Origin of the sequence: Sulfitobacter indolifex, from assembly GCF_022788655.1 — a bacterium.
Lineage (GTDB): Bacteria > Pseudomonadota > Alphaproteobacteria > Rhodobacterales > Rhodobacteraceae > Sulfitobacter > Sulfitobacter indolifex.
Genome location: NZ_CP084951.1, coordinates 1,289,449 through 1,310,888 on the forward strand (window position 1 = coordinate 1,289,449; position 21,440 = coordinate 1,310,888).

Sequence of the window (21,440 nt, forward strand, 5' to 3'; positions counted from 1 at the left end):
TCTAACGGCAAGCCGTCAAACTGACCGTTTCGGGGGGTGTTTTTGACAAACTGGAAGGGTGTCTATCCAGTTTGTCGATTTCTTGTCGGTTAGACTGCTTTGCGCGCCGCAGCGACCCAAAGACCAACCAGGATAAAGGAGAAGATCGCATTCCACCCGGCCATCGACAGACCTAGAAACTGCCAGACGACCTCATCACACATGACCAAACCGCTTGGCCCCTCGATAGACAACAGCGAGCCCCCGTCGAGGCTGCCCAAGTCCATGCCGCCCCCGGTGCAGGAACTCGGCCCCGGCCACCAGTCCCATTCCACACCCGCGTGAAAGACGCCGATCAACGCCGTCACCGCCGCCGCCAACGCGCCGAACCATGCCAGCACACGCAGCCCGCCAAGCAGCACGATCGCACCGATCAGCACCGCCACCGCATGGGGCCAGCGCTGCCACAGACACATCTGACAGGGCGCATAGCCGCCCAGATGTTGAAAGCCAAAGGCACCAAGCAACAGCGCAGCAGAGCCGAGTGTCGCCAATGAAGTCAAAGTCTTACCAGTCATAGAACCTTTACCACCATGAAGCCGCCAATCAGCAAGGCGACGGCCAATGTGAACATCAAACCCAAACGCCGTTCAATGAAGTCTCGGATCGGGGCGCCAAAGCGCCACAGCAGCCCTGCCACCACAAAGAACCGCAGCCCGCGTGCGAGGATCGAGGTCATGATAAAGATGCCTAGCGGCATCCCCGTCCAACCCGACATGATCGTGATGACCTTGTAAGGGAAGGGGGTGACCCCCGCGACCAGTACGGCCCAGAAGCCCATGTCGTTGAACCGGGTTGAGAACTCCGCCATGGCATCCGCCTTGCCCAGGCTCGCAAGGATCGGCTGTCCGAGGCTCTCGAACGCCAGCGCGCCAATGGCATAGCCCAAAAGCCCGCCCAGAACCGACGCCAGCAGCGCCACGCCGGCAATCAACCACGCGCGGTTGGGCCGCGCGATGATCATCGGAATCATCAAGATATCAGGGGGGATGGGAAAGAAGGAGCTTTCAACAAAAGCGACAACGGCAAGCGCCCAGAGGGCGTGGCGATGTTGGGCCAAGCCCAGTGTCCAGTCATAAAGTCGGCGGATCATTCGGGGGCTCCGGCTGTTTTATATGCCTCACCATGTCGCGTGACCAAGGTCAAGCAAGCAGGACTTAGAATTTATGAAAATCCTCTTGCTCACGCCGCCTTTGCAGGCTACATCGCCCCTCGTGCCCAAGTGGCGGAATGGTAGACGCAGGGGATTCAAAATCCCCCGCCGCGAGGCGTGCCGGTTCGAGTCCGGCCTTGGGTACCACCTTGTTTTTACAAGGATTTCCGTGGAAAGACGAAACTCTTGATGAACGCGACTTTGATCGCATCCATCAAACTTTCATCAAAATGTATAATCTTGATCGCATGTTATGCTGAACCGGCTTTTTAGGAGCGTGTTTGCGACTGCGGATCAAAAAGTCGACTTGATGCCAGGTTTATGCCTTTCGCTGCGCGTGAACGCTCTTGATCGAGCTCGCAAACTAAAATTATGAGCGGTGTCCTCATATCCTGCTGTTTCGCTGGGCGGAGAGGGCGTGTGAAAGCTCCCTGACTTTGTTTCGATGATGATATGACCTCTGTATTCGGTACGGAGGTTGTCCATGGCGCAATTTATCGAAGGTTTGGATCGTCAGCGGTCGATGTTACTGCCTGAGCGGCATGGGTGCCTAAGCCAATAACTTGGCACTGGGTTAAGCTATGTGCCAAGTTATCCGGATGCAGCACCAAGGGGCACTGTTAAAAAGTGCGTATCACTTGCTTGAAATTGAGTTCAGGCGCCCCAGCCAAGTGCGAATACCCCTGTGACAGTCCCACTGTAAAAAGATGGTTCGAGCTGACAGCAAGCAGGCTGATTTATGATAATGAGACCTACCTTGTCGTCGTGCATCAAAATATCAGCATACGCCGCGCTAGCCCGTCCCACCGGCGCGCGATGCAAGGTCTTCGACGGTGCCGTAAATGGCCAAGGTAGTCTCAAGCCGTAGAGCTAGCCATACACGTGTAATTCCCTTATGATTGCGAATATGGCGAATTTCAGTAAGCTAAGCCCGCAGGCCAAAAAAGCACTGATCCTAGCGACAGATGCACCAGTTCAGGTCACAGCACTTGTGGAGCTGTCAGCTGGCTATGACGCAGAAACCGATTTGCCCCTGAAAGCGCTTGATGCCACTTTGCAAGGCTGGAGCACGCATAGCCGCATCGTAACGTTAAAACTGCCATCAAGCCATCTCGGAAATTTGGCGGAAACACGAGGCGTTACATACGTCGAGCTTGGCGAAACTCTGGCCAACCCGAGTGATCCGCCGAATTGAGGGCTTCCACCTTTAACAAGTGCTTAAGACCGTCGACCTCACTCAACTGGTAGCTGACTGACCGGACTGGTTGGGGTTCCGTAGTAGTGCGAGAGCCCTTTGCGCGTTAATTCGCCCATATCCCCACGAAATGTCAAAATCGGTTACGCCGTCAGGATTATCGGCGGTTGCTTCGAGTATTCTTGCGGCCTGTGCAGCACTCAGATCAGGCATTTCCTCGAAAAGCAGGGCGACGATTCCCGCGACATGCGGGGCAGCCATGCTGGTCCCTGACTTACTCACGCGCATCGGATGCATGCCACCGTTTCCGTCGGGCCGACCACCAAAAGAACAAGCCGCAATAACGGCAGTGCCGGGGGCTGCTATCTCGGGTTTATGAAGCCCGTTCCGGGTCGGTCCCCGACTCGAACTGTCATTGGGTGCGAGAAGCCTGTGATCATAATTTGCCACTGCCAGCGCGCGGTGCGTTGTTGCAGGGGTTCCAAGTGTACTGACTGGGTCAAAATCCGAACCGACGAAGAACGATTGGTCGGCGAAATTATTGTTGGGATCGCGCGTGTCACGCTCGATCCAAGCATCAAACCGCCCGTCTGCAGCTTCCAGAGCTTCAATCTCAACGCGCCACTCACCCGGCGTCACGGATTGCCCTATGCCAGCCGGTTCTATCTCGATATAGATACGACTGTTCCCGTTCAACGTCGTGAATCTCTCAGAGTCGAGGAACACGTTTGATGTTGCGTTCAATTGCACAAGCAGTGGTGTGCCATCCGGCTCTACTGACGTAGCTGTATTTCCCAGCGGGTCGGTCAATGTGACGCGAAATCTGTCGCGACTCGAATACCATATTTCCATCTCGCTCGGCGTGCGGTCGATGCCCGAGCCGGTGCTTCCTCCATTGGGAACGGGCATGCCTCCACCGACTTTCCAACGCAACGTGCGTGTGTCGCCTTGTGCAAGCGTCCCTGATGCGTGGCCACGCCAGACGTGTTCGTTGCCCGCGGCACTCACAAAAGCACGCCCGCTTGGTACAACCAGCCGGTCAATTGCGCGCTCGACAATGCTTTCACCATCGTGGCTGCCACCGTTCTGGCCGAGGCTCATATTGATGACGCAGGGCATCTGCATTTCCTGCGCCTTGTGGAAAATATAGGCGACCGCATCCGCTACGTTACTGGAGTCAGTGAAGCTAGTGCTCTGATCGCCCGAATTCGGCTGCACAAAAATAATCGTGGCACCGGGTGCTGCACCGATGAAACGCCCAGCCGGAAAAGCTGCATCACTCGATCTCCCGTTCCCAACGGCGGTACTGGCGACATGCGTGCCATGCGATGCGACCCCGGGGTCGTGACGAATTGCCTGAAATGGATTGCTGGAACCAAGCGCCGCATCAATGTCGGCGCGGCTGTATTCTGTCCCATATGGAAAGTCGTTTGGCTGCGCTTCTCCAGCCCGGGGTACGAGCCTCTGATCCCAAAGAAAAGCAGCCCTTGAACTGCCGTCCGCATTGCGAAAATCATCCAGCGTAAAATCAAACCCAAAATCGATTATCCCGACAATCACGCCTTCACCAGTGCGCCCTGTTGCCGTCCCGCTTCCCGTATGTACGATGTCGGCACGCGTCTCTGACAGCGACGTGTCCAGCATTGGATACCAGCGCCGCCCCGCTTCAATCGCGTCGACCTCTACTTCTTGCTCAAGGTCGGCGAGGTGCGACAGGGCAACCGTGGCTGAATAGATGTTTCCGGAAACATGAGATAAGGATACATTCTGAAGTTCATCGATTAGCTCTGATGATTTCAGTTCGATCAACACGCGTTTGGTGATTTGGTCCGCCGTTGGTGTCTCGCTGCTGGCAGCCACTTCGCCACGTTCAATGGCCATCGACATCATTTCACGTTGATCTTGACCTGCCATCAGTCTGCGTAGGCGCGGATCGACTTTCTTTCTGTCTCGCATGAAAACCTCCCGGTTAGTGCAACGAAAGCGCGATCAACAATCGCACCGTCAGAAGTAGATCACTCCAAAACAAGGGCGAATTTCATCCACTGCTCTATTGTGTCGATCGGGGTATCGTCCGGCATGCGGAGCGGAGAGTGCGTTGGTCCGAATTCCAGCGACAATGCACTTTCTGGATCATCAAGCAGTGTTGCAATGAAAGTACTTGCAACGATCCAGCTACCGACCTCGCCCAGATGCTGTCCACCGGCTCCTTCCCCTTCTGCAAGACAGTAGAACCACAAGGGTGTGCGTTCGTGTAGTCGCGCCGTGCTGTTTTCAAGGAAGTTTTTCAGATCTGGCTTGTTGTCCAGTTTGTCGCCGATATTGGCAATCGGGGGTGAATTGACCGCACCGATAGACTTCAGATGGGCGTGTAAGGCCTGGCCCGTGGGCAACCGCAGGCTTAAGCCACGCCGCAGATTACGCCGGGCAAGTTGACGGAACAGTTTGTGTAAGTCGGAACCGGGCGGAAAATCTCCTCCTTCTTTGATCATGTCGCCGAGCGGCGGTGCAATCTGGGTGTCAATTGCCCGGGCTACGCGTGCTGCGATGTTATCCGAATTGTCCGGGTCGGCGTTAACAAAACGATCCCAGTCGATGATCCAGTTCTCCGGGAGACGCGAATGACCGTTCATTGAGCCGCCACCCGTAAAATCGAACAGCAACTCAAAGGATGCGTCTCCAAGCAGCCCGCCGGGACGTCCGAAGTTTTTGTTGTAGTCGTATGAATTGCGCACCATCGTGTGTCCGAACCTAAAGGCCGCAACTGAAAATTCTAAAGGCAACACATTGCCCAGAGTTGTGCCGCCGTTGCGATCATTGTAGGCCGCGCGAAATTCAAAGAAATGTCTGGCGCGGTTTGCAAGAACAGCATCCACAACCGCTGGATCACAAATGCGCTTCAGGTATCCGTCGACAATAAGCCATTGGTAATGAAGCTTCGTCAGCGTTTTGGCGGAATGAAAGTCCGCAATCCAGCCGGTATCATGTGTGTTGAGATAGTCCACGGCTTTGTTGTGAAACCGAAGAAAGCTCAGATGAAATTGCGCAATGATGAGATTTTCGTCGTTGCGCATGTCGCCGATGATGGCGCGCTTGTCCAATCCAACTTGAAATTTCTGGAATTCCACGGCGCTGAGCCGGTTTTGAATAAGCGACAGATAGGCATCTCGCACTTTCTGTTCGACTTGCGCAAAACGGGGTAAGTCGCGATGGTGATCAAGACCGTCAGGGATCGGTCCAGTCGTGGCTCCTCCTGTCTCACAGGTGCCCACACGCATCTTTTCCGGATGGTTAGGATGTCGCATCCCGGAAATCACGGTGCCAGTTGCCGGAGGAATGTTCGCACCAATGGCTAATCCGCCATATACACTATCCAGATCAAAGCGCGGGCTGCGGGCGTTTTTCAGTTCGGCTTCGATTTCCGCGGTCGATTTGGTGGGTAGCGCAGTTTCGATCCGGGAAATTGTTGTTTCGCGGTCGGTCCGCGCGGTCAGCTCGTGGTCAAGAAATTGGCCCCAATAGGTTAACACGGTAGGGAGGGACGAGTCTGCAGTGACAGTAGGATCAGCGGTTTGCGGTGGCGGCGGATTGGGGGCGTTTGGCACCATCCGGTCTCCCAGCTCGTCCAGCTCAGCCAGTACGTTATCGGGCAGATAATCTCCCGGATTGCCCGAGGGTGGAAACAAGAATCCAAAATCTGCAGCCTCGTCGACTGCCGTGTCGGCAACCTCTGGCAGAAGGGCATCGGTCGTAATATCGGCGCGTGGTGCAGGTTGGGCAGTGCGACGTTCACCGCCGTGCGTTTGAATCACTAATGTCATACCAAACCTCATAAAAAGGTGGAAAATTCAGTTAGCAGTGTCAAATCGGGGCAATTTCAAAACTAGCATATTTTTGCAATATTAGAAACAATGTTCTCAGATAGCGTGGTTTCTCTAGTGTGAGAGCCTCATTAATCGGCATGAAGCCAGCAGCGATTTTTGGAACCATTTTGCGAAGGCGATCCAATGCAGTGTGTTGTTTGGACAATCTAATTGCGGCACCACGGCGAGCACACACAAGGGATCTCTGCAGGCACCCAAAGCACGACGGCGTAGCCGAATAAATTCGTCGGCGCGCCATCCGGCGTTAGGTTTTCGCGGCAATTATTCTGCTCCGCAGAGCCTTTTTTTCCTGCGCATTTCAAATGGCGGCTTCGTCCGCGACTCATCCATCTGGAAACAATTTGGGCTACGCTCATCCTCGAACGGCTGTTTTGCACGCTACATCACCGCACAAGAATTCAGTCGGTTTCTGCTATTCCGATCCGACCGGTGTCGCGAACCGCCGAAACCAGCCGTTCGTTTAAAGTTGGATTAGGTCAGCTATTTAAGGAGATTGAAACTGCTTTCGGGGATTTGACTGTCGAAGAAAAGAGATCACTGAAAGGTTTGGCAAGCGCGATTGAATACCACGCCAGCAAATTGAAGAGTTAGTTGTTGGCATCTGGACACCTTGTAGCCAAAAACTGCATTAAGCACTTTTCAACGTTAGGGCGGGGGCCGATCGTTCGCTGCATTACGCATCAAGCTCTGCTGGGCGGACATACTAAATCGAGCATTCTAATCTTCGGACGAGGCCAGTAACTCTCCGCCATAGGCATCCATCATCTCTGCGCCGAACTCCTCTGCGCCTTCAATGCGAAGGGCTGAGACTTGGGCGATGGCACCATCGCGCACTTCACGGCTTGGATAAACCGTCACGATGGCGAAACGGTCTAACTCAACGTCTACGAGCATTGAATGCTTCGCGCCCAAAGCTAGCAGCCCAGGGAAGTATTTTCGCTGCATCAGTTCTGTCACATGCTGGAGGCTCTCAGTTTCGCTGATCATTCGCCAAGTCGTGATTGATACAAAGCTCATTTGATCTTCCTCCGCTCCATACAAGCATAGCACACTTCGACTAAGCCCTGTTATCTTCGATGTGAACAACTTGATTGCTGGCTGCAGGCTTTGGGCTAGACGCGGTATTTCTTCACAAACAGTGGCAACCTGACTTTCGCTGCAATTGCGAGAGCGGGCATTTGGTTGGCTATCTTGGCGGGCGCATGCCGGCATCCAAGTTGACACATGATCATGACAAGGGGACGCCCAACGACAAGCAACGGGTCAGGTATGTGGAAAAAGCGATGGCGTCGAGAATTCTCTCACTCTCCGGCGGCGGGTACATGGGCTTATACACGGCGGCAGTGTTGGCTGGGCTAGAGGAACAATGGGGTGATAGTCTCTATAAGAAGTTTGATCGCGTCGATGCTTGCCCAGTCCTCATTCGCATTTCTCTTGACGGAGCCAGCCGTCAGGTTGCCCGCCTGGCTAAGCGCCAGACGGGCATTGGTGCCCCCGATATCCGCAACAAGACGCGGTGACATCAGTTCAGACGCAGGCCAGTGTCGGGCGCAAAATAGGAGACTTTGCCCAGATCGAATGCCAACCGCTGCATTACGCCCGGTGAAGCGGTGGTTTCGGCGTGCAGCCGCGCAGTGACATGTTTGCCGCCCAACTCCATAACGGCATAGGTATCCGCGCCAGCAGGCTCCACAATGTCGATCACGCAGTCGGCTTCCTGCGAGTCCGACCCAGATTGCGCGTTTGCATCCGCAATGTTCTCGGGGCGCACGCCAATGATAACATCCTCCGGCAAGCTGAGATTTTTGCGGTCCGTTAGCACCATCGGCCCGCCTGATTTGCGGGCGATTTCAATCCGGGTTCCGGCACTGTCGGACCGGGCCTTTGCTGGGATCAGGTTCATCGCCGGGCTGCCCATGAAGTCCGCCACAAAGAGGTTCGCCGGGTGGTTATAGATCTCCGCAGGCGTGCCAATCTGCTGAATGATTCCGCCTTTCATGACGACGATCTTGGTGGCAAGGGTCATCGCCTCGATCTGGTCGTGAGTCACATAGACCATAGAGGCGCCCAGACGCTGGTGCAGGGACTTGATCTCGGTCCGCATTTCGACGCGCAGTTTGGCATCAAGGTTGGACAGCGGCTCGTCAAAAAGGAACAGCTTCGGATCGCGCACCAAGGCGCGGCCCATGGCCACACGTTGCCGCTGACCGCCCGAGAGATGGCCGGGTTTGCGGTTGAGCAATTGCTCGATCTGCAACTGCTGCGCTACATAGGCGAGCTTCTTCTCCTGCGTCGCCTGATCCACACCGCGGACCTTCATGCCGAAGGTGATGTTCTTGGCCACGGTCATGGTCGGGTAGAGGGCGTAAGATTGGAACACCATGGCGATGTCCCGGTCCTTGGGGCTGACATTGGTCATGTCGCGCCCACCGATATGGACTTCGCCGCCGCTGATCGGCTCAAGCCCGGCGATACAGTTGAGCAAGGTCGATTTGCCGCAGCCAGATGGACCGACCAGCACGAGGAAGTCACCCTGTTCGATCGACACGTTGATGTCTTTGAGGATCTCAATCGAGCCATAGCTCTTGTAAAGGTTGTTGATTTCGAGGATCGGGGCCATTTGTTTATCCTTTCACGGATCCGGCGGTCAGACCGCGGACAAAGTATTTCCCGGCAATCACATAGACCAAGAGGGTCGGCAGACCTGCGATGATCGCAGCGGCCATGTCCACGTTGTATGCCTTGATGCCAGTGGTCGAATTGACGATGTTGTTGAGCGCCACGGTGACGGGCTGGGTGCCTGCCTGACTGAACGAAACGCCGAAGAGGAAGTCGTTCCAGATTTGGGTGAACTGCCAGATCACGGTCACCACAATGATCGGCAGCGACAGCGGCAGGAAGATCGACCAGAAGATGCGGAAGAACCCCGCACCATCCACCTTGGCCGCCTTGGTCAGCTCGGACGGGATCGAGACATAGTAGTTCCGGAAGAACAGCGTGGTGAAGCCGAGTCCATAGATCACATGGACAAAGATCAGCCCCGGAATGGTGCCCGCCATGCCCATCAGCCCCAGCACCCGCGCCATTGGCAAAAGCACCACCTGAAAGGGGATGAAGCAGCCAAACAACATGAGCGAAAAGAACAGGTTCGCGCCGCGGAAACTCCATTGTGCTACGACATAGCCGTTCATCGCACCAAGCAGCGTCGAGATTGCCACCGCCGGAAGGGCGATCAGCACAGAGTTCCAGAAGAACGGCCGCACCCCTTCGCATTGGATGCCGGTGCAGGCCTCTGACCATGCCGTGCGCCATGCGGCGAAAGTCACCTCGCGGGGCAGGGCGATCAGATCACCGGTGCGGATCTCCTCAAGGCTTTTCAGCGAGGTCGTCAGCATCACGAAAAGCGGCAGCAGGTAGAATAGGGCGAAGAGCACCAGTACGATGTAAAGCACCCACCGTAGGACGATCTTGCCTGTCTGGCGATCCGCCGGAGCCTGCGCCTGAGTCATTGAGAGTTCAACCATCTTTGGACCTCAATTCCGAATAAAGATAAGGGACCACGATCGAGAAGACGACGAGCATCATGATCATGGCGGAACTGGCCGCCTGACCGATATCGCCGCGCGAAAACGCCATGGCATACATGTAGGTGGCAGGCAGATCGGTCGCATAACCCGGGCCGCCGCCAGTTAGCGCGATGACCAGATCGAAGCTTTTGACGGCAAGGTGCGACAGCACGATGAAGGCCGACAAGAAGATTGGCGCCATCGCCGGGATGATGATCGCTGTATAGACCCGCCATGTCGGGATACCGTCGACCTGAGCGGCCTTGATGATTTCCCCATCGACGGAGCGCAGACCGGCGAGAAACAGTGCCATCACGAAACCGGAGCTTTGCCAGATTGCCGCGAGGACGATCGTGTAGATCGCCCTGTCGGGGTCAACGAGCCAGTCAAAGGTGAAGTCCTCAAACCCCCAGCCGCGCACCATGGCCTCAAGACCAAGCCCCGGATTGAGGATCCATTTCCACGCCGTGCCGGTGACGATCATCGACAGCGCCATGGGGTAAAGGTAAATCGTGCGGATCGCGCCTTCGGTGCGGATGTTCTGGTCCAGCAAGATGGCCAGCGCGAGGCCCAGCACCATTGCGATTACGATGAACAGAATACCGAAGACGAAGAGGTTGCCAAAGGCCGTCTCCCAACGGGGCGACGCAAACAGCCGCTCGTATTGAATGAAGCCTTCGATTTCATATTTTGGCAGCAGGCGCGAGCGCGTCAGCGAGACCCATGCGGTCCAGGCGATGAAGCCGTAGACGAAGATCAGAACTGCGATGAACGAGGGCGCCAGAACCAATTTGGGCGTATTTTCTTCAAGCCACTTGATCATTTGATTGTCCCGAATTTGGCCTGCCCCCACCATATCGCAGGGGCAGGAACAGGCGTTACATGCTGTTCGCGATACCGTCTGCGAGCATCTGGACCGCATCGGTAGAGGACATGTCCGAGTTGAAATGCGCCGTCACCACATCGGTAATCGCACCGGCCTGCGCGCCGCGCAGGGCCATGCCATGGGCATAGCTCGGCAGCAGTGAACCGCCTTCGGAACTGGCTTTCATGTCTTCGGACGACAGGTGTGCGCAGCTGTCGAATTCATCCAAGGTCACATCGGTTCGGGCCGGGATTGAGCCTTTGTTAAGGTTGAAGACCTTCTGAAAGTTCTGCCCCACGACCAGTTCAGCAAGCAGTTGCTGCCCGGCTTTCTTGTCTTCGCCATCGACGTCGAACATCGCGAAGCTGTCTACGTTGTAAAGGAAGCCTTCGCCCGGCGTAGAGGCACAGAGGAAGTCTTCGCCCGGCACTTTGCCCGCGGCCATAAACTCACCCTTCGCCCAGTCGCCCATGATCTGGAAGGCGGCTTCGCCGTTCATCACCATCGAAGTGGCGAGGTTCCAGTCACGGCCCGAGAAGTTGCTATCGACAAAGCCACGCATGATGCGCATCTGGTCGAACACCGCGATCATAGCGTCAGAGGTGAGGGTTTCCTTGTCGAGCTCGACAAAGGCTTTACGATAGCCTTCCGGCCCGAGGATGCCCAGGGCCACGGCCTCGAATATCGTGGCGTCCTGCCAAGCCTGTCCGCCATGCGCGAGCGGGATGATCCCGGCCTCTTGCAGCTTCTCGGCGGCGGCATTGAACGCGTCCCAAGTCGTCGGCATCTCAATGCCATTGGCACTCAGTACTTCCGCATTGGCCCAGATCCAATCGACCCGGTGTACGTTAACGGGTGCGGCGCACCATGTGCCCTCGCACTTCATATGACCGGCGATTGAGGCGGGCAGCACCGCTTCCCAATTGTTGGCTTCGGCGACATCAGTGATATCGGCCAGAACGCCTTCTTCGTACCATTCCTGAATTGCGGGGCCTTTAAGCTGTACCGCCGTCGGCGCATTGCCCGACAGCACGCGGGCGCGCAGTGCGGTCATCGCCGCGTCACCACCGCCACCGGCCACCGGCATATCGGTCCAGCTGCCGCCCTTGTCAGCGAATTCTTTCTGCAGAACGGCAACGGATTTGGCTTCGCCGCCAGATGTCCAATAGTGCAGCACTTCGGCGGTCGGTTCGGCAAAAGCCGAAGTTGATACAATCATCGACAGAGCAGAGACTGCCCCAGTTACATAGGTTTTCATTAGATTTCCTCCCGTGGAAATTACGGCCCTCCCAGACCGGATAACGGGAGACTGAGCCGGAAGGGCAAAGCATGCAATGTGGACATAGCGGGTATTTGCGCCCGACATGCATTTATTCCCGCCGCCCGTTACAGCTTGTTACTTAGCCATGGATTTTGTTGCATCATGTTACATAAACAAAGGCGAGGCAGCGGTATCGCGCGCCAGCCCAAGGAGGAGAGCGGTTGACGATTCCCCGAATTCTGGTGGTCGATGACGACCCTGAAATGCGACAGATGATGACGCAATTCCTGCGTAAACACGGGACAATCGCGCTGCCCGCCGCCACGGAAGCTGAGGTTGCGGCCCATCTCGAAAGCGGGCGTGTCGATTTGATTTTGCTCGACGTCATGCTGGGGGACGAAAACGGGCTCGATATCTGTGGGCGGTTGAGACAGGAGCAGGACGTGCCGATCATCATGGTGTCGGCGCTCTCGGCAGACCACCAGCGCATGGAGGGCTATGCCGTCGGGGCCGATGATTACATCGCCAAGCCGTTTAATCCCGAACTCCTGCTCGCTCGCGTAAAGGCCGTGCTGCACCGAACGCAGCGATCGTCTTCGTTGGTACATCGCCGCAACACCAAGACGTTCACCTTTTCCGGCTGGACCTATGACGCAAAGCACAACGAGGCGCGCTCGCCTGCCGGGGTGCAGGTTTCCCTTTCCCGGCGCGAAACAGCCCTGCTGCGGGTGCTTCTCGCAAATCCCCATATTCCCCTGACCCGCGAGGAGATCGCCGCCGCGCTTGACGTCACAGGCGAGGCAGAGCCGCAGGGCGAAGGGCTTGGCCGCGCCATCGACGTGCTGGTTGGGCGGCTGCGCTCAAAGATTGAGGCAGACCCCAAGCACCCCAAATTCCTCAAAACCGAACGTGGGGTCGGCTACGTCTTTGCAGTCGACGTGATGGAACAGGACACGTGATCAAGCGCCGCAGCCTTCGGACGATCGGCAGCCTCCTCGTTATCGGGGCCTTCATAGCGGGCGGGCTTGCCGTCTGGCTTTGGGGCCATTCAAATGCAAGCTGGCGGGCGCATCAGGAGCGGGCCTATGTCGCGGGCATCAACCTTTATTACGCTGTGCAAAACGGCACTGTCCCGGCCGAAGATGTGCAAATTCGGGCCCTATCCTCGGAAGATCAGGCCCAAGCCGCTAACGGAGCCTTTCGCCAGATTTCGCATGCCCCTCACGCCGCGCGGGTGACCATCGTCTTGATCTCTGCCGACAGCGCCAACAGTCAGACCGGTGCGCCCCTCACCATGGCGATCCTGTCGCCCGATCTTATCTACAAACTGGCCGAGATTCCCAACCGCGCTAATCAAACGGCAGCGGAAAAGACTGGCGAGGTCTTTCGACTGGTAGCCTCCTATTGCACCGATCCGGTCGTGCTTGCCCAGATGGGCAGCGCCCCGTGGTTCGAGATCGACGGCGCTTCGGTGCTCAACTGCGACGCAGCGCCCGCTGACCATCGCATGTGGGCGGTTCTGCTTGCCGCACTTTCCATGGGGGCGATCCTCACGGTGATCCTGAACCTCTCGGCTGAGTTTTCGCAATTCGCCGAACAGTTGCGCAGCCGCCGACGCATCGGTGGCCCGGCAAGCTATGAGTTGCCCGGACCACAAGAATTGCAGGAGATCGTCGCCGCCGTGAACAGTTTCCTCGAGGATGAGCGCCAGCAACTGTCGAGCCGCGCCGCCGTCCTTTCAGGCGTCAGTCACGACCTCGGCACACCCGCCACGCGGCTTCGGCTGCGGACTGCGCTGATCCCGGATTCAGAACTGCGCCAGAAGCTTGAGGCCGATATCGACAGCATGACAGGCATCATTGAAAGCGTGCTGACTTATACGCGGGCCGAGATGAACGTCGAAGCGCCCCGTAAACTCTCGCTCGGCTCGCTGATCGATTCAATTGTCGCGGACTACCAGGATATGGGCAAGGATGTGACCTTCCGCGAAGGCTCTGACATTGTCGTGCAGGGCGCGCGTTCCGTCTTCACGTCGCGACAGGGCCAAAGCGTATTCGCACCAGACCGGGACGTCACCGTGATGGGGCGGCCAATCTCGCTTGAACGCGCGGTAACAAACCTGATTGAAAATGCCCTCAAATACGGCCGACGCGCTACCGTCGCGTTGGAAGCCGATGCCCAGACGGCAACAATCGTTATCGAAGACGAAGGCTCGGAAAGCTCCGCTGCGGATATGGAAGCTCTGATGGCGCCATTCCAGCGAGGTACCAACACAGCAACGATAGACGGCTATGGCCTTGGCCTTACTATCGTCGCAGCGATTGCAAAATTGCATGGCGGGTCGTTGTCGTTCAAGGACACGCCCGTCGGCCTATCCGCCTGCCTTGTGATCGACAGAGGTTGATTGAAGAGGTCAATTGGTGCCGCGCAACGGCTTTCATCGTGATGCCGCTTTTGGAATATTTATAGTGACGAAATGCTCGCCGTTTTAATCGCTGCTCTTTATCGCGATTGGCAGCATCGTCATAGGCGCAGGCATCTCAACGCCCGTTGCGCACTTCTTTGCGTTTTATTGTGGCGTATTGGCCGATGTCACGGGAGTTCACAGCACAGACGTCAATTGCGGCCATTGGCGTGGGCACCGCGAATTGACGTTTCGTCCGATCTGTCGACCTTCACTCTTCGAAAATGCTGCGCCCTGCATGAATGGCCGGTTTGGTGAAGCTACACTGCAGCGCTCGGCCGTGAAGCGAACGGCAGGTAAGGGCCGATTGAAACAGGCTGGATCTTCTGCTCCTGCAAGATGCTGCATCACAGCATTTGGCAGTTTGGGGTCAAAGCAGACCTGCGGCAACGCGGCGTGATACAGTGTAGCGCCGACACGGGGTCGGCGAAGAAGAGGCGTGCGGCGGAACGGAGAAAAACCTCATGTCCGCTGACAATCTTCCAGCCGTCCGTTTCTGCCGCCCAGTTTGGAACAAGGGCCGTATCGTCGGCCAGAAGCGACCGCTCATGCCGAAGCATGTTTGGGCAATCCGCGTGCGTCTCGAAAGACTGCGCCAGCCGGGCCCTGATAAGAACAAAACACCTTATTTTTGTATCAATGCGTTTTCCCACTCGGCGAGGAAACGGGCTCGTTTTAACGTATCCAAATAGGTCATCAGTGCGGGTTCCAAGGCTATGGTGCCGCGGATCGCGCCTTTTTCGCTGCCTTTGAGTGGCGGTAGGGCAGGCGCGTCTTCGGTTTCGGTCGATTGATAGGCCACCAGATGCGCGAGGAAGCGCTGCGCCGCCTCTGGGCTCTTCGTTCGACGGGAGACCAAGGCGGTGCGCATCATCGTGGTGGGAAAATCAGACGGCATGACGATCTCGATATGGTCTTGATACTTGGCCCGCGCCGCGGCGTAGCTTCCCAGCACGTTATAGGCGACAACAATCCGGCCTTCAGTCAGATCGCTGATCATCTCACCTGAGCAGCAATAGAGCTGCGCATTCAGGCTACCGATGACCTCCATTAGCCGCCAGAAGGTCTCGGAGGCGCGAGAATCTTGGGTGGCAAAAAGATAGCCAAGCCCCGACTGACGCACATCATAGGTGCCGACCCGGCCGCGAAACACCTCCGGCCGGGCACGCAGCGCCTCGATCAACGCCTGACGGGAGCGGGGGATCGGCTGGCCTTCGAAAGCTTCGCGGTTCAGCACGATGACGGCCGGCTCTGAAGTGAAGGCAAACAGGCTTTGGCGCCACTGCGCCCAGGCAGGATGCGCTATGTTATCAAGCCGCAGAGCAAATCCGTCGTTGGTCAGCTTGAGCTGTAGGTCCATTGCGCTTGAAATTGCGATGTCAAAGCTTTGTGGAGCGCCGCGGAACCGCTGATCGAGATCCGTGGTTCCGGTAACCAGATATTCAACGGATACATCCGGCTCCGCCGCAATGAAGGCTTCGATCAGCGGGGCAAAAAAGGCCGTGTCGGTGCTGGAAATGATGCGCAGAGACGTGCGGCCCTCGGGGTTGAAAACACGCCGGTCCTCCCAGTTCTGCGCGGCGGCGGGCGACGTCAGAAGGGTGAGTATCAGAACGATAAGGTAACGCATGCGCCGCCCTCCGGATGGTTGTGCAAGGCAATGGTGCCGCCGTGTGCTGTGGCGACATCTAAAGCGATGGTCAGCCCAAGGCCCGAGCCGATGGTCTGTGCCGCGTTGCGGCCGCGCTTAAATCGGCTGGTCAGGGTTGCGATCTCATCAGCAGGGAAACCCGGCCCGTGGTCGCGGATGGTGACCTGTGGGCGCGGCGCGGCGGTGACGGCAATCTCAATGACGCTTTCGGCGGGCCCGTATTTCATTGCATTGTCGATTAGGTTGCGCAGGGCGTTCTGAAGCAGGATTTGGTCCCCGGTCATCTGCACCCTCGGGTCACCTTTAACATGGAGGCTGAGGTCACGCATGTCAGCAATCGGCGCCAGCCGCTCGGTCAACTCGCGTACAAGGACCGCAAGGTCGATCTCATTGCGCTCCAGATGGTCGGCACGAAAGGTGATCATCGCATGGTCCAGTAACTGTCCTGCTGCGCGCGAGCTTTCGTCGATCGCCTTGATCATGGCGCGTACGGCCTCGCGGTTCTCCTCTTTTTCGACGCGCTGCAGCGTCGCTTCGGCATGAGAGCGGACCGTGGCGAGCGGCGTGCGGACGCGGTGCGCGGCTTCGGCAATGAAGTCCTCAGATTGACTGAGAGTTTGGTTGAGGCGGCCCATAAGAGAATTGAGCGACGTCACCAGAGGGGCCATTTCCCGCGGCACGGGACTTTGGAACGGACGCAGGTCCTGCGGGCCCCGTCGGGTGACGGAGGCTGTCAGCCTCGACAGGGGTCCGATGGTCGCCTTTGTGGCTGCGAGCGACAGCAGCGCGGCCAGCAGAAAGAACCCGCCGCCAAAGAGCGCTGCATCACGCGAAATTCGGTCAAGGGTCTCGGAAAGGGCATCCTGGGTTTGGGCCAGCAGCAGCTGAATGTCCCGGCGCCCCTCGGTCCCGATGATGGTGCGGCTGGCCTCGATGATACGCACCGGGGTGTCTTGTAGATGTCCGGCGCGGAAATTTGGCCCAAGATTTTCACCCGCTTCCGCCAGTTTTAGCTCCGCGTAGCCCGACAGGAACTGACCGTCTTGAAAGACCGCATAGAACAGCCGGTCATCGGCAGGGGTACTTAGCATCGAGAAGGCAGCATAGGGGATATCGACCTGTACGCTTCCATCACGGATCGCGGCCGAATCGAGGATCGAGGTGGCCGAGGCCAGAAGGATATTGTCCTGTCCCTCCTGCGCCACTTGGATGGCATGGCTGCGCACCGCCAGCACCAGCAAAAGCGCCAGCAATGCCGCCCCGCCAAGGAGGGTGAGCACCAGCCGATTGCGCAGCGATCCTGAGACCCGGGCGTTATTCATTCTGGTCCAGCCGATAGCCAAGACCGCGCATTGTGGTGATGGTGAGGTCTGAATGTTCCAGATGTTTGCGCAGCCGCCCGACATAGACCTCGATCGCGTTTTCCGACACATCGTTTTCGTAGGAAAACAGCCTGTCCGCCAGCTTTTGCTTGGAAAAGACCTGCCCCCGCGCGTTCAGGAACAGCTCCAGCAGGCGCAACTCGCGGTTGCGCAGAGTGACCGGCGTGCCGCGCACCGACAGCGACCCTGCGACCGGGTCAAAGACGATGCCGCCAAGCTCAACTCGGGTCTTTGAACTGCCAGATCTGCGGCGCAGAACTGCCCGGCAACGGGCTTCAAGCTCGGCGTGGTCAAAGGGTTTGGTCAGGTAGTCATCCGCGCCCAGATCGAGCGAACCGACGCGATCTGAGACTTGGCTGCGGGCGGTCAGCACGATGACCGGCGTGTCCAAGCCACGGGCGCGCTGCTGCTTGAGAAAGTCCCGTCCGTCCCCGTCAGGTAGCATGATGTCGAGCAGAATGAGATCATACTCTCCGGTGGCGACAAAGGCGGAAGCATCGTCAAGTTTCTCTGCATGATCAATGACATGACCGTCAAGCCTCAGGCGTGACACGACCGCTTGAGCGAGATCCGGATTGTCTTCAACCAGCAAGAATTTCATGCAACGTCGCCCATTTTTTGTACCGTGACAGGTCTGTGTCAGCTTCACGTGGTTATTTCCCCGCCAACTGATCCGCTGGGCGGACGGTTGTCAAATGGGAGGATAACATGACGACATTCACACTGGGCCGCCGCGCCCTTATCGCCGCCATCGCCGCCGTGGGCATCGCCGGGCCTGCTGCCGCAGATGGTCACCAGATGCTCGATAGCATCCACTTTCTCATTCCCGGCGGTGCCGGCGGAGGCTGGGACGGCACTGCCCGCGGCACTGGCGAAGCGCTGACCAAATCCGGTCTGGTCGGCACCGCGTCTTACGAAAACATGTCAGGCGGCGGCGGCGGCAAGGCCATCGGCTATCTGATTGAGAACGCCGAGAGCAACCACAACACACTGATGGTCAATTCCACACCGATCATCATCCGCTCGTTGACCGGCGTGTTCCCGCAAAACTTCCGTGACCTGACCTTGGTAGCGGGCACGATCGGCGACTATGCTGCCATCGTGGTCGGCAAGGACAGCCCGGTCAATTCGATGGAAGACCTGCTGGCGGCCTATGACGAAGACCCCAGCAACACCGCCATCGGCGGCGGATCGGTACCCGGCGGCATGGACCATCTGGTCGCAGCCATGGTGATGGAAGCCGCGGGCAAAGACGCGCTCGGGGTGAAATACATCCCCTATGACGCAGGCGGCAAGGCCATGGCGGCGCTGCTCTCAGGCGAGATCGCGGCGCTTTCCACAGGTTTCTCCGAAGCGGTCGATCTGGCCGAAGCGGGTGAAGTGAAGATCATCGGTGTGACCTCCGAAGAGCGCATCCCCGCCGCACCCGATGCCATGACCATGATGGAGCAGGGCATCGACACCAGCTTCGTCAACTGGCGCGGTTTCTTTGGGGCCCCCGGTTTGCCTGAGGCTGAAAAGGCCAAGTACCAAGAGGCCATCGCCAAAATGTATGACACCCCCGAATGGGAAGAAGTGCGTGCGCGCAACGGTTGGGTCAACATCCATAACTCCGGCGACGATTTTCAGGTCTTCCTCGAAAAGCAGGAAAAGGAAATCGGCGACCTGATGAAGAAGCTCGGCTTCCTTTAAGACCCAAAGGGCAGGGCGGTTCGCCGTCCTGCCCATATTTGATCTCTGGGAGGAGACGTCATGGCGCTTGACCGCTGGATTGCACTTATCTTGCTGGGCCTTTGTCTGGCCTATGGATACACGGCCTGGTTCACGATGGATGCAGAGCTTGCCCCCTTCATGCGGCGCAACCCGATCTGGCCCAGCACTTTTCCCAAGGTTCTGTCGATCCTCGGCGTGATCGCCTCGCTGATCATCCTGCTGGGACTGGAAAAAAGCGGCTCTGAGGTCGGCGAGATCGATTACCGTCGCTTGGGCGACTACCACCTGTGGCAGGCCTTGCTGCTTTTGGCGCTCATGGTGGCCTATGCGCTTGGTCTGCGCCCCTTGGGATTCCTCTTCTCTACTTCGGCCTTTTTGATCCTCGGATCCTTCATCCTCGGTGAGCGCAAGTGGCATGTGATGCTGCCAGTGGCGCTGATCGCCACGTTCTCCGTTTGGTACCTCGTTCAAGAAGTGCTGGGCATCTACATGCGCCCGCTGCCGGGCTTTTTGGGAGGCTGATATGCTTGAAGGACTGTTGATGGGCCTGACCACGGCCCTGTCCCTGCAAAACCTGCTGATGGTTGTCGCGGGCTGTTTGATCGGCACTTTCATCGGCATGTTGCCGGGGCTGGGACCTATGTCGATCATCGCCATCATGATCCCGGTGGCGATCTCCATGGGGGACCCTTCGGCGGCGCTTATTCTGCTGGCGGGGGTCTACTACGGTGCCATTTTCGGCGGCTCGACCTCCTCGATCCTGCTTAATGCACCGGGGGTGGCGGGCACCGTGGCCTCCAGCTTTGACGGCTATCCGATGGCGCGACAGGGCAAGGCCGGCAAGGCGTTGACCATTGCCGCGATCGCGTCCTTTGCCGGCGGAACGATCGGGGCGATCCTATTGATGATTTTTGCACCTGCACTGTCCTCGGTTGCGCTGCTGTTCCATTCGGCCGAATATTTCGCTCTGATGGTGGTGGGTCTTTCGGCCATCGCCGCCTTTGCAGGGACGGGGCAGGTCGCCAAGGCGCTGATCATGACCCTTCTGGGTTTGATTATGGCCACCGTGGGCGAAGGCGCCTTGTTTAACCTGCCGCGCTTCACCATGGGCATCATGGACCTGCAGTCTGGTTTTGGCTTCATCACGCTGGCCATGGCGATGTTTGCGCTGCCCGAGGCGCTATTTCTGGTACTCAAGCCTAAGGACCTCAAGGGCGGCGAGGGCGAGATCAAGGACATGCGGATCAGCCGGGCCGAGGCCCGCGCCATCGCGCCGGTGATTGGGCGGCAGTCGTTGCAGGGGTTCTTTATCGGCGTGTTGCCAGGTGCCGGAGCCACTATCGCGAGTTTCCTTGGCTACGCGGTGGAACGCAACATCGCGCCCAAACATGAGCAGGACGAATTTGGGAAAGGTTCGATTAAAGGGTTGGCCGCGCCTGAGACCGCAAATAACGCCGCCTGCACCGGGTCTTTTGTGCCGCTTTTGACGCTGGGCATCCCCGGCTCGGGCACCACGGCGATCTTGCTTGGCGCGCTGATCGCGCTGAACGTCACTCCCGGCCCGCGCCTGATGATCGACGAGCCGCAGATCTTTTGGGCGGTGATCATGTCGATGTTCATTGGCAATTTGGTGCTCTTGATCCTGAACCTGCCGCTGATCCCCTATATCGCTAAGGTGCTGTCGGTGCCGCGGACCTTTCTGATCCCCTTCATTCTCTTCTTCACGCTGATGGGGGCCTATATCGGCCAGAACAACGCAACCGAATTGCTGCTGCTGGTCGGCTTCGGGGTTTGTGCCACCGCGCTCAAATTTGCCGACTACCCGCTGGCACCGCTGTTGATCGGCTTCATCTTGGGCGGCATGATGGAGAACAACTTCTCCCGCTCGATGCAGCTTTATGATGGTGTCGCCTTTATCTGGGAACGCCCGATGACACTGGGTCTGCTGATCATCGCGGTCATTCTGGTGGTGTTGCCAAGCTACCGCGCGCGCCGCGCCCGGGCGCGGGCCGCTGGTGTGGCCGAAGGGGACTGACCGAAGAGGATACTTCAGGTCTGACGTTGAACGGACGCATAAACTAACGCGGGGGTGTCGCAGAAGGTCGCTGTCACCCCCGCAGGTGATGATCGATGGGCGTGATGAAGCAAGAACTCTCCTGCATCACAATCGGCGAGATAGCCGCTCGCGTCGACTGCCGCCGGCTGATTAGGTTTGGCTCGGCGAATACTATTTCCTCTAATCGGTCATTCGGCCCGCCGAACATGGA

At 57.7% G+C, this 21,440-nt stretch carries 19 protein-coding genes, 1 tRNA gene and 1 pseudogene; 9 read left to right on the top strand and 12 right to left on the bottom strand.

The annotated features are described in order from the left end of the window. Positions 1 to 89: 89 nt before the first annotated feature. Complete coding sequence (locus DSM14862_RS06300) at positions 90 to 557, bottom strand: disulfide bond formation protein B (RefSeq protein WP_007120361.1); 468 nt, start codon at positions 555 to 557, stop codon at positions 90 to 92. Beyond that, the gene (locus DSM14862_RS06305) at positions 554 to 1,132 is read right to left on the bottom strand and encodes a YqaA family protein (RefSeq protein ID WP_007120362.1); all 579 of its coding nucleotides are present in this window, start codon (positions 1,130 to 1,132) and stop codon (positions 554 to 556) included. Before DSM14862_RS06305 ends, DSM14862_RS06300 begins: the two co-directional genes overlap by 4 nt. 123 nt (positions 1,133 to 1,255) lie before the next feature. On the opposite strand from DSM14862_RS06305, the gene DSM14862_RS06310 reads away from it, so the two are divergent. Continuing rightward, positions 1,256 to 1,339: transfer RNA gene (locus DSM14862_RS06310), tRNA-Leu, on the top strand. Positions 1,340 to 2,099: 760 nt separating this feature from the next. After that, on the top strand, positions 2,100 to 2,387 hold the full coding sequence (locus DSM14862_RS06315; protein WP_040701464.1) for a hypothetical protein: 288 nt from the start codon (positions 2,100 to 2,102) through the stop codon (positions 2,385 to 2,387). A gap of 42 nt (positions 2,388 to 2,429) precedes the next feature. Here the strand turns inward: DSM14862_RS06315 and DSM14862_RS06320 are convergent, their stop codons facing one another. The 3 genes from DSM14862_RS06320 to DSM14862_RS06330 all read right to left on the bottom strand — a co-directional run bounded on the left by DSM14862_RS06320 (position 2,430) and on the right by DSM14862_RS06330 (position 7,288). Continuing rightward, positions 2,430 to 4,343: a S8 family peptidase gene (locus tag DSM14862_RS06320; RefSeq protein WP_040701465.1), complete on the bottom strand. Its 1,914-nt coding sequence runs from the start codon at positions 4,341 to 4,343 to the stop codon at positions 2,430 to 2,432. A 59-nt stretch (positions 4,344 to 4,402) separates the two neighbouring features. Beyond that, on the bottom strand, positions 4,403 to 6,208 hold the full coding sequence (locus tag DSM14862_RS06325) for a peroxidase family protein (protein ID WP_007120365.1): 1,806 nt from the start codon (positions 6,206 to 6,208) through the stop codon (positions 4,403 to 4,405). Positions 6,209 to 6,988: 780 nt separating this feature from the next. Then, entirely contained in the window at positions 6,989 to 7,288 is a 300-nt protein-coding gene (locus DSM14862_RS06330) for a hypothetical protein (protein ID WP_113075728.1), read from the bottom strand. 200 nt (positions 7,289 to 7,488) lie between these two features. Between DSM14862_RS06330 and DSM14862_RS06335 the strand changes: the two genes are divergently transcribed. Beyond that, positions 7,489 to 7,791: a hypothetical protein gene (locus tag DSM14862_RS06335; protein WP_131541694.1), complete on the top strand. Its 303-nt coding sequence runs from the start codon at positions 7,489 to 7,491 to the stop codon at positions 7,789 to 7,791. A gap of 2 nt (positions 7,792 to 7,793) precedes the next feature. Here the strand turns inward: DSM14862_RS06335 and DSM14862_RS06340 are convergent, their stop codons facing one another. The 4 genes from DSM14862_RS06340 to DSM14862_RS06355 are packed head-to-tail and all read right to left on the bottom strand — an operon-like array spanning position 7,794 to position 11,960. Then, positions 7,794 to 8,891 (bottom strand): ABC transporter ATP-binding protein, encoded by a 1,098-nt coding sequence (locus DSM14862_RS06340; RefSeq protein WP_007120368.1) that lies wholly within the window; start codon positions 8,889 to 8,891, stop codon positions 7,794 to 7,796. A gap of 4 nt (positions 8,892 to 8,895) precedes the next feature. Then, a complete protein-coding gene (locus DSM14862_RS06345; RefSeq protein WP_007120369.1) occupies positions 8,896 to 9,795 on the bottom strand; it encodes a carbohydrate ABC transporter permease in 900 nt (299 codons plus the stop codon). After that, on the bottom strand, positions 9,788 to 10,660 hold the full coding sequence (locus DSM14862_RS06350) for a carbohydrate ABC transporter permease (RefSeq protein WP_040701506.1): 873 nt from the start codon (positions 10,658 to 10,660) through the stop codon (positions 9,788 to 9,790). Before DSM14862_RS06350 ends, DSM14862_RS06345 begins: the two co-directional genes overlap by 8 nt. A 55-nt stretch (positions 10,661 to 10,715) precedes the next feature. Continuing rightward, entirely contained in the window at positions 10,716 to 11,960 is a 1,245-nt protein-coding gene (locus tag DSM14862_RS06355; protein WP_007120371.1) for an ABC transporter substrate-binding protein, read from the bottom strand. A gap of 224 nt (positions 11,961 to 12,184) precedes the next feature. On the opposite strand from DSM14862_RS06355, the gene DSM14862_RS06360 reads away from it, so the two are divergent. From DSM14862_RS06360 to DSM14862_RS06370, 3 genes and pseudogenes are all read left to right on the top strand, one after another. Next, entirely contained in the window at positions 12,185 to 12,922 is a 738-nt protein-coding gene (locus tag DSM14862_RS06360) for a response regulator transcription factor (RefSeq protein ID WP_007120372.1), read from the top strand. Then, positions 12,919 to 14,367, top strand: coding sequence for a sensor histidine kinase (locus DSM14862_RS06365; protein WP_007120373.1), 1,449 nt, complete (start codon positions 12,919 to 12,921; stop codon positions 14,365 to 14,367). Before DSM14862_RS06360 ends, DSM14862_RS06365 begins: the two co-directional genes overlap by 4 nt. 524 nt (positions 14,368 to 14,891) lie before the next feature. Further along, positions 14,892 to 15,014 (top strand): annotated as a pseudogene (locus DSM14862_RS06370) (integrase); the annotation flags it as partial. Between the two features lie 38 nt (positions 15,015 to 15,052). Here DSM14862_RS06370 and DSM14862_RS06375 read toward each other — a convergent pair. Genes DSM14862_RS06375 through DSM14862_RS06385 form a run of 3 tightly spaced genes read right to left on the bottom strand, consistent with a single transcriptional unit; the run spans position 15,053 to position 18,061 of the window. Continuing rightward, entirely contained in the window at positions 15,053 to 16,057 is a 1,005-nt protein-coding gene (locus DSM14862_RS06375) for an ABC transporter substrate-binding protein (protein ID WP_007120374.1), read from the bottom strand. After that, positions 16,036 to 17,400, bottom strand: a complete 1,365-nt coding sequence (locus DSM14862_RS06380) for a sensor histidine kinase (RefSeq protein ID WP_007120375.1) — start codon at positions 17,398 to 17,400, stop codon at positions 16,036 to 16,038. The genes DSM14862_RS06375 and DSM14862_RS06380 overlap by 22 nt, the downstream gene beginning before the upstream one ends. Further along, the gene (locus tag DSM14862_RS06385; protein WP_007120376.1) at positions 17,393 to 18,061 is read right to left on the bottom strand and encodes a response regulator transcription factor; all 669 of its coding nucleotides are present in this window, start codon (positions 18,059 to 18,061) and stop codon (positions 17,393 to 17,395) included. The genes DSM14862_RS06380 and DSM14862_RS06385 overlap by 8 nt, the downstream gene beginning before the upstream one ends. A gap of 107 nt (positions 18,062 to 18,168) precedes the next feature. Here DSM14862_RS06385 and DSM14862_RS06390 point away from each other — a divergent pair, with 107 nt between their 5' ends. The 3 genes from DSM14862_RS06390 to DSM14862_RS06400 are packed head-to-tail and all read left to right on the top strand — an operon-like array spanning position 18,169 to position 21,208. Further along, positions 18,169 to 19,152, top strand: a complete 984-nt coding sequence (locus DSM14862_RS06390; RefSeq protein ID WP_007120377.1) for a tripartite tricarboxylate transporter substrate binding protein — start codon at positions 18,169 to 18,171, stop codon at positions 19,150 to 19,152. A gap of 60 nt (positions 19,153 to 19,212) precedes the next feature. After that, positions 19,213 to 19,695, top strand: coding sequence for a tripartite tricarboxylate transporter TctB family protein (locus DSM14862_RS06395; RefSeq protein ID WP_007120378.1), 483 nt, complete (start codon positions 19,213 to 19,215; stop codon positions 19,693 to 19,695). Between the two features lies 1 nt (position 19,696). After that, positions 19,697 to 21,208 (top strand): tripartite tricarboxylate transporter permease, encoded by a 1,512-nt coding sequence (locus DSM14862_RS06400; RefSeq protein ID WP_040701467.1) that lies wholly within the window; start codon positions 19,697 to 19,699, stop codon positions 21,206 to 21,208. Positions 21,209 to 21,440 lie beyond the last annotated feature (232 nt).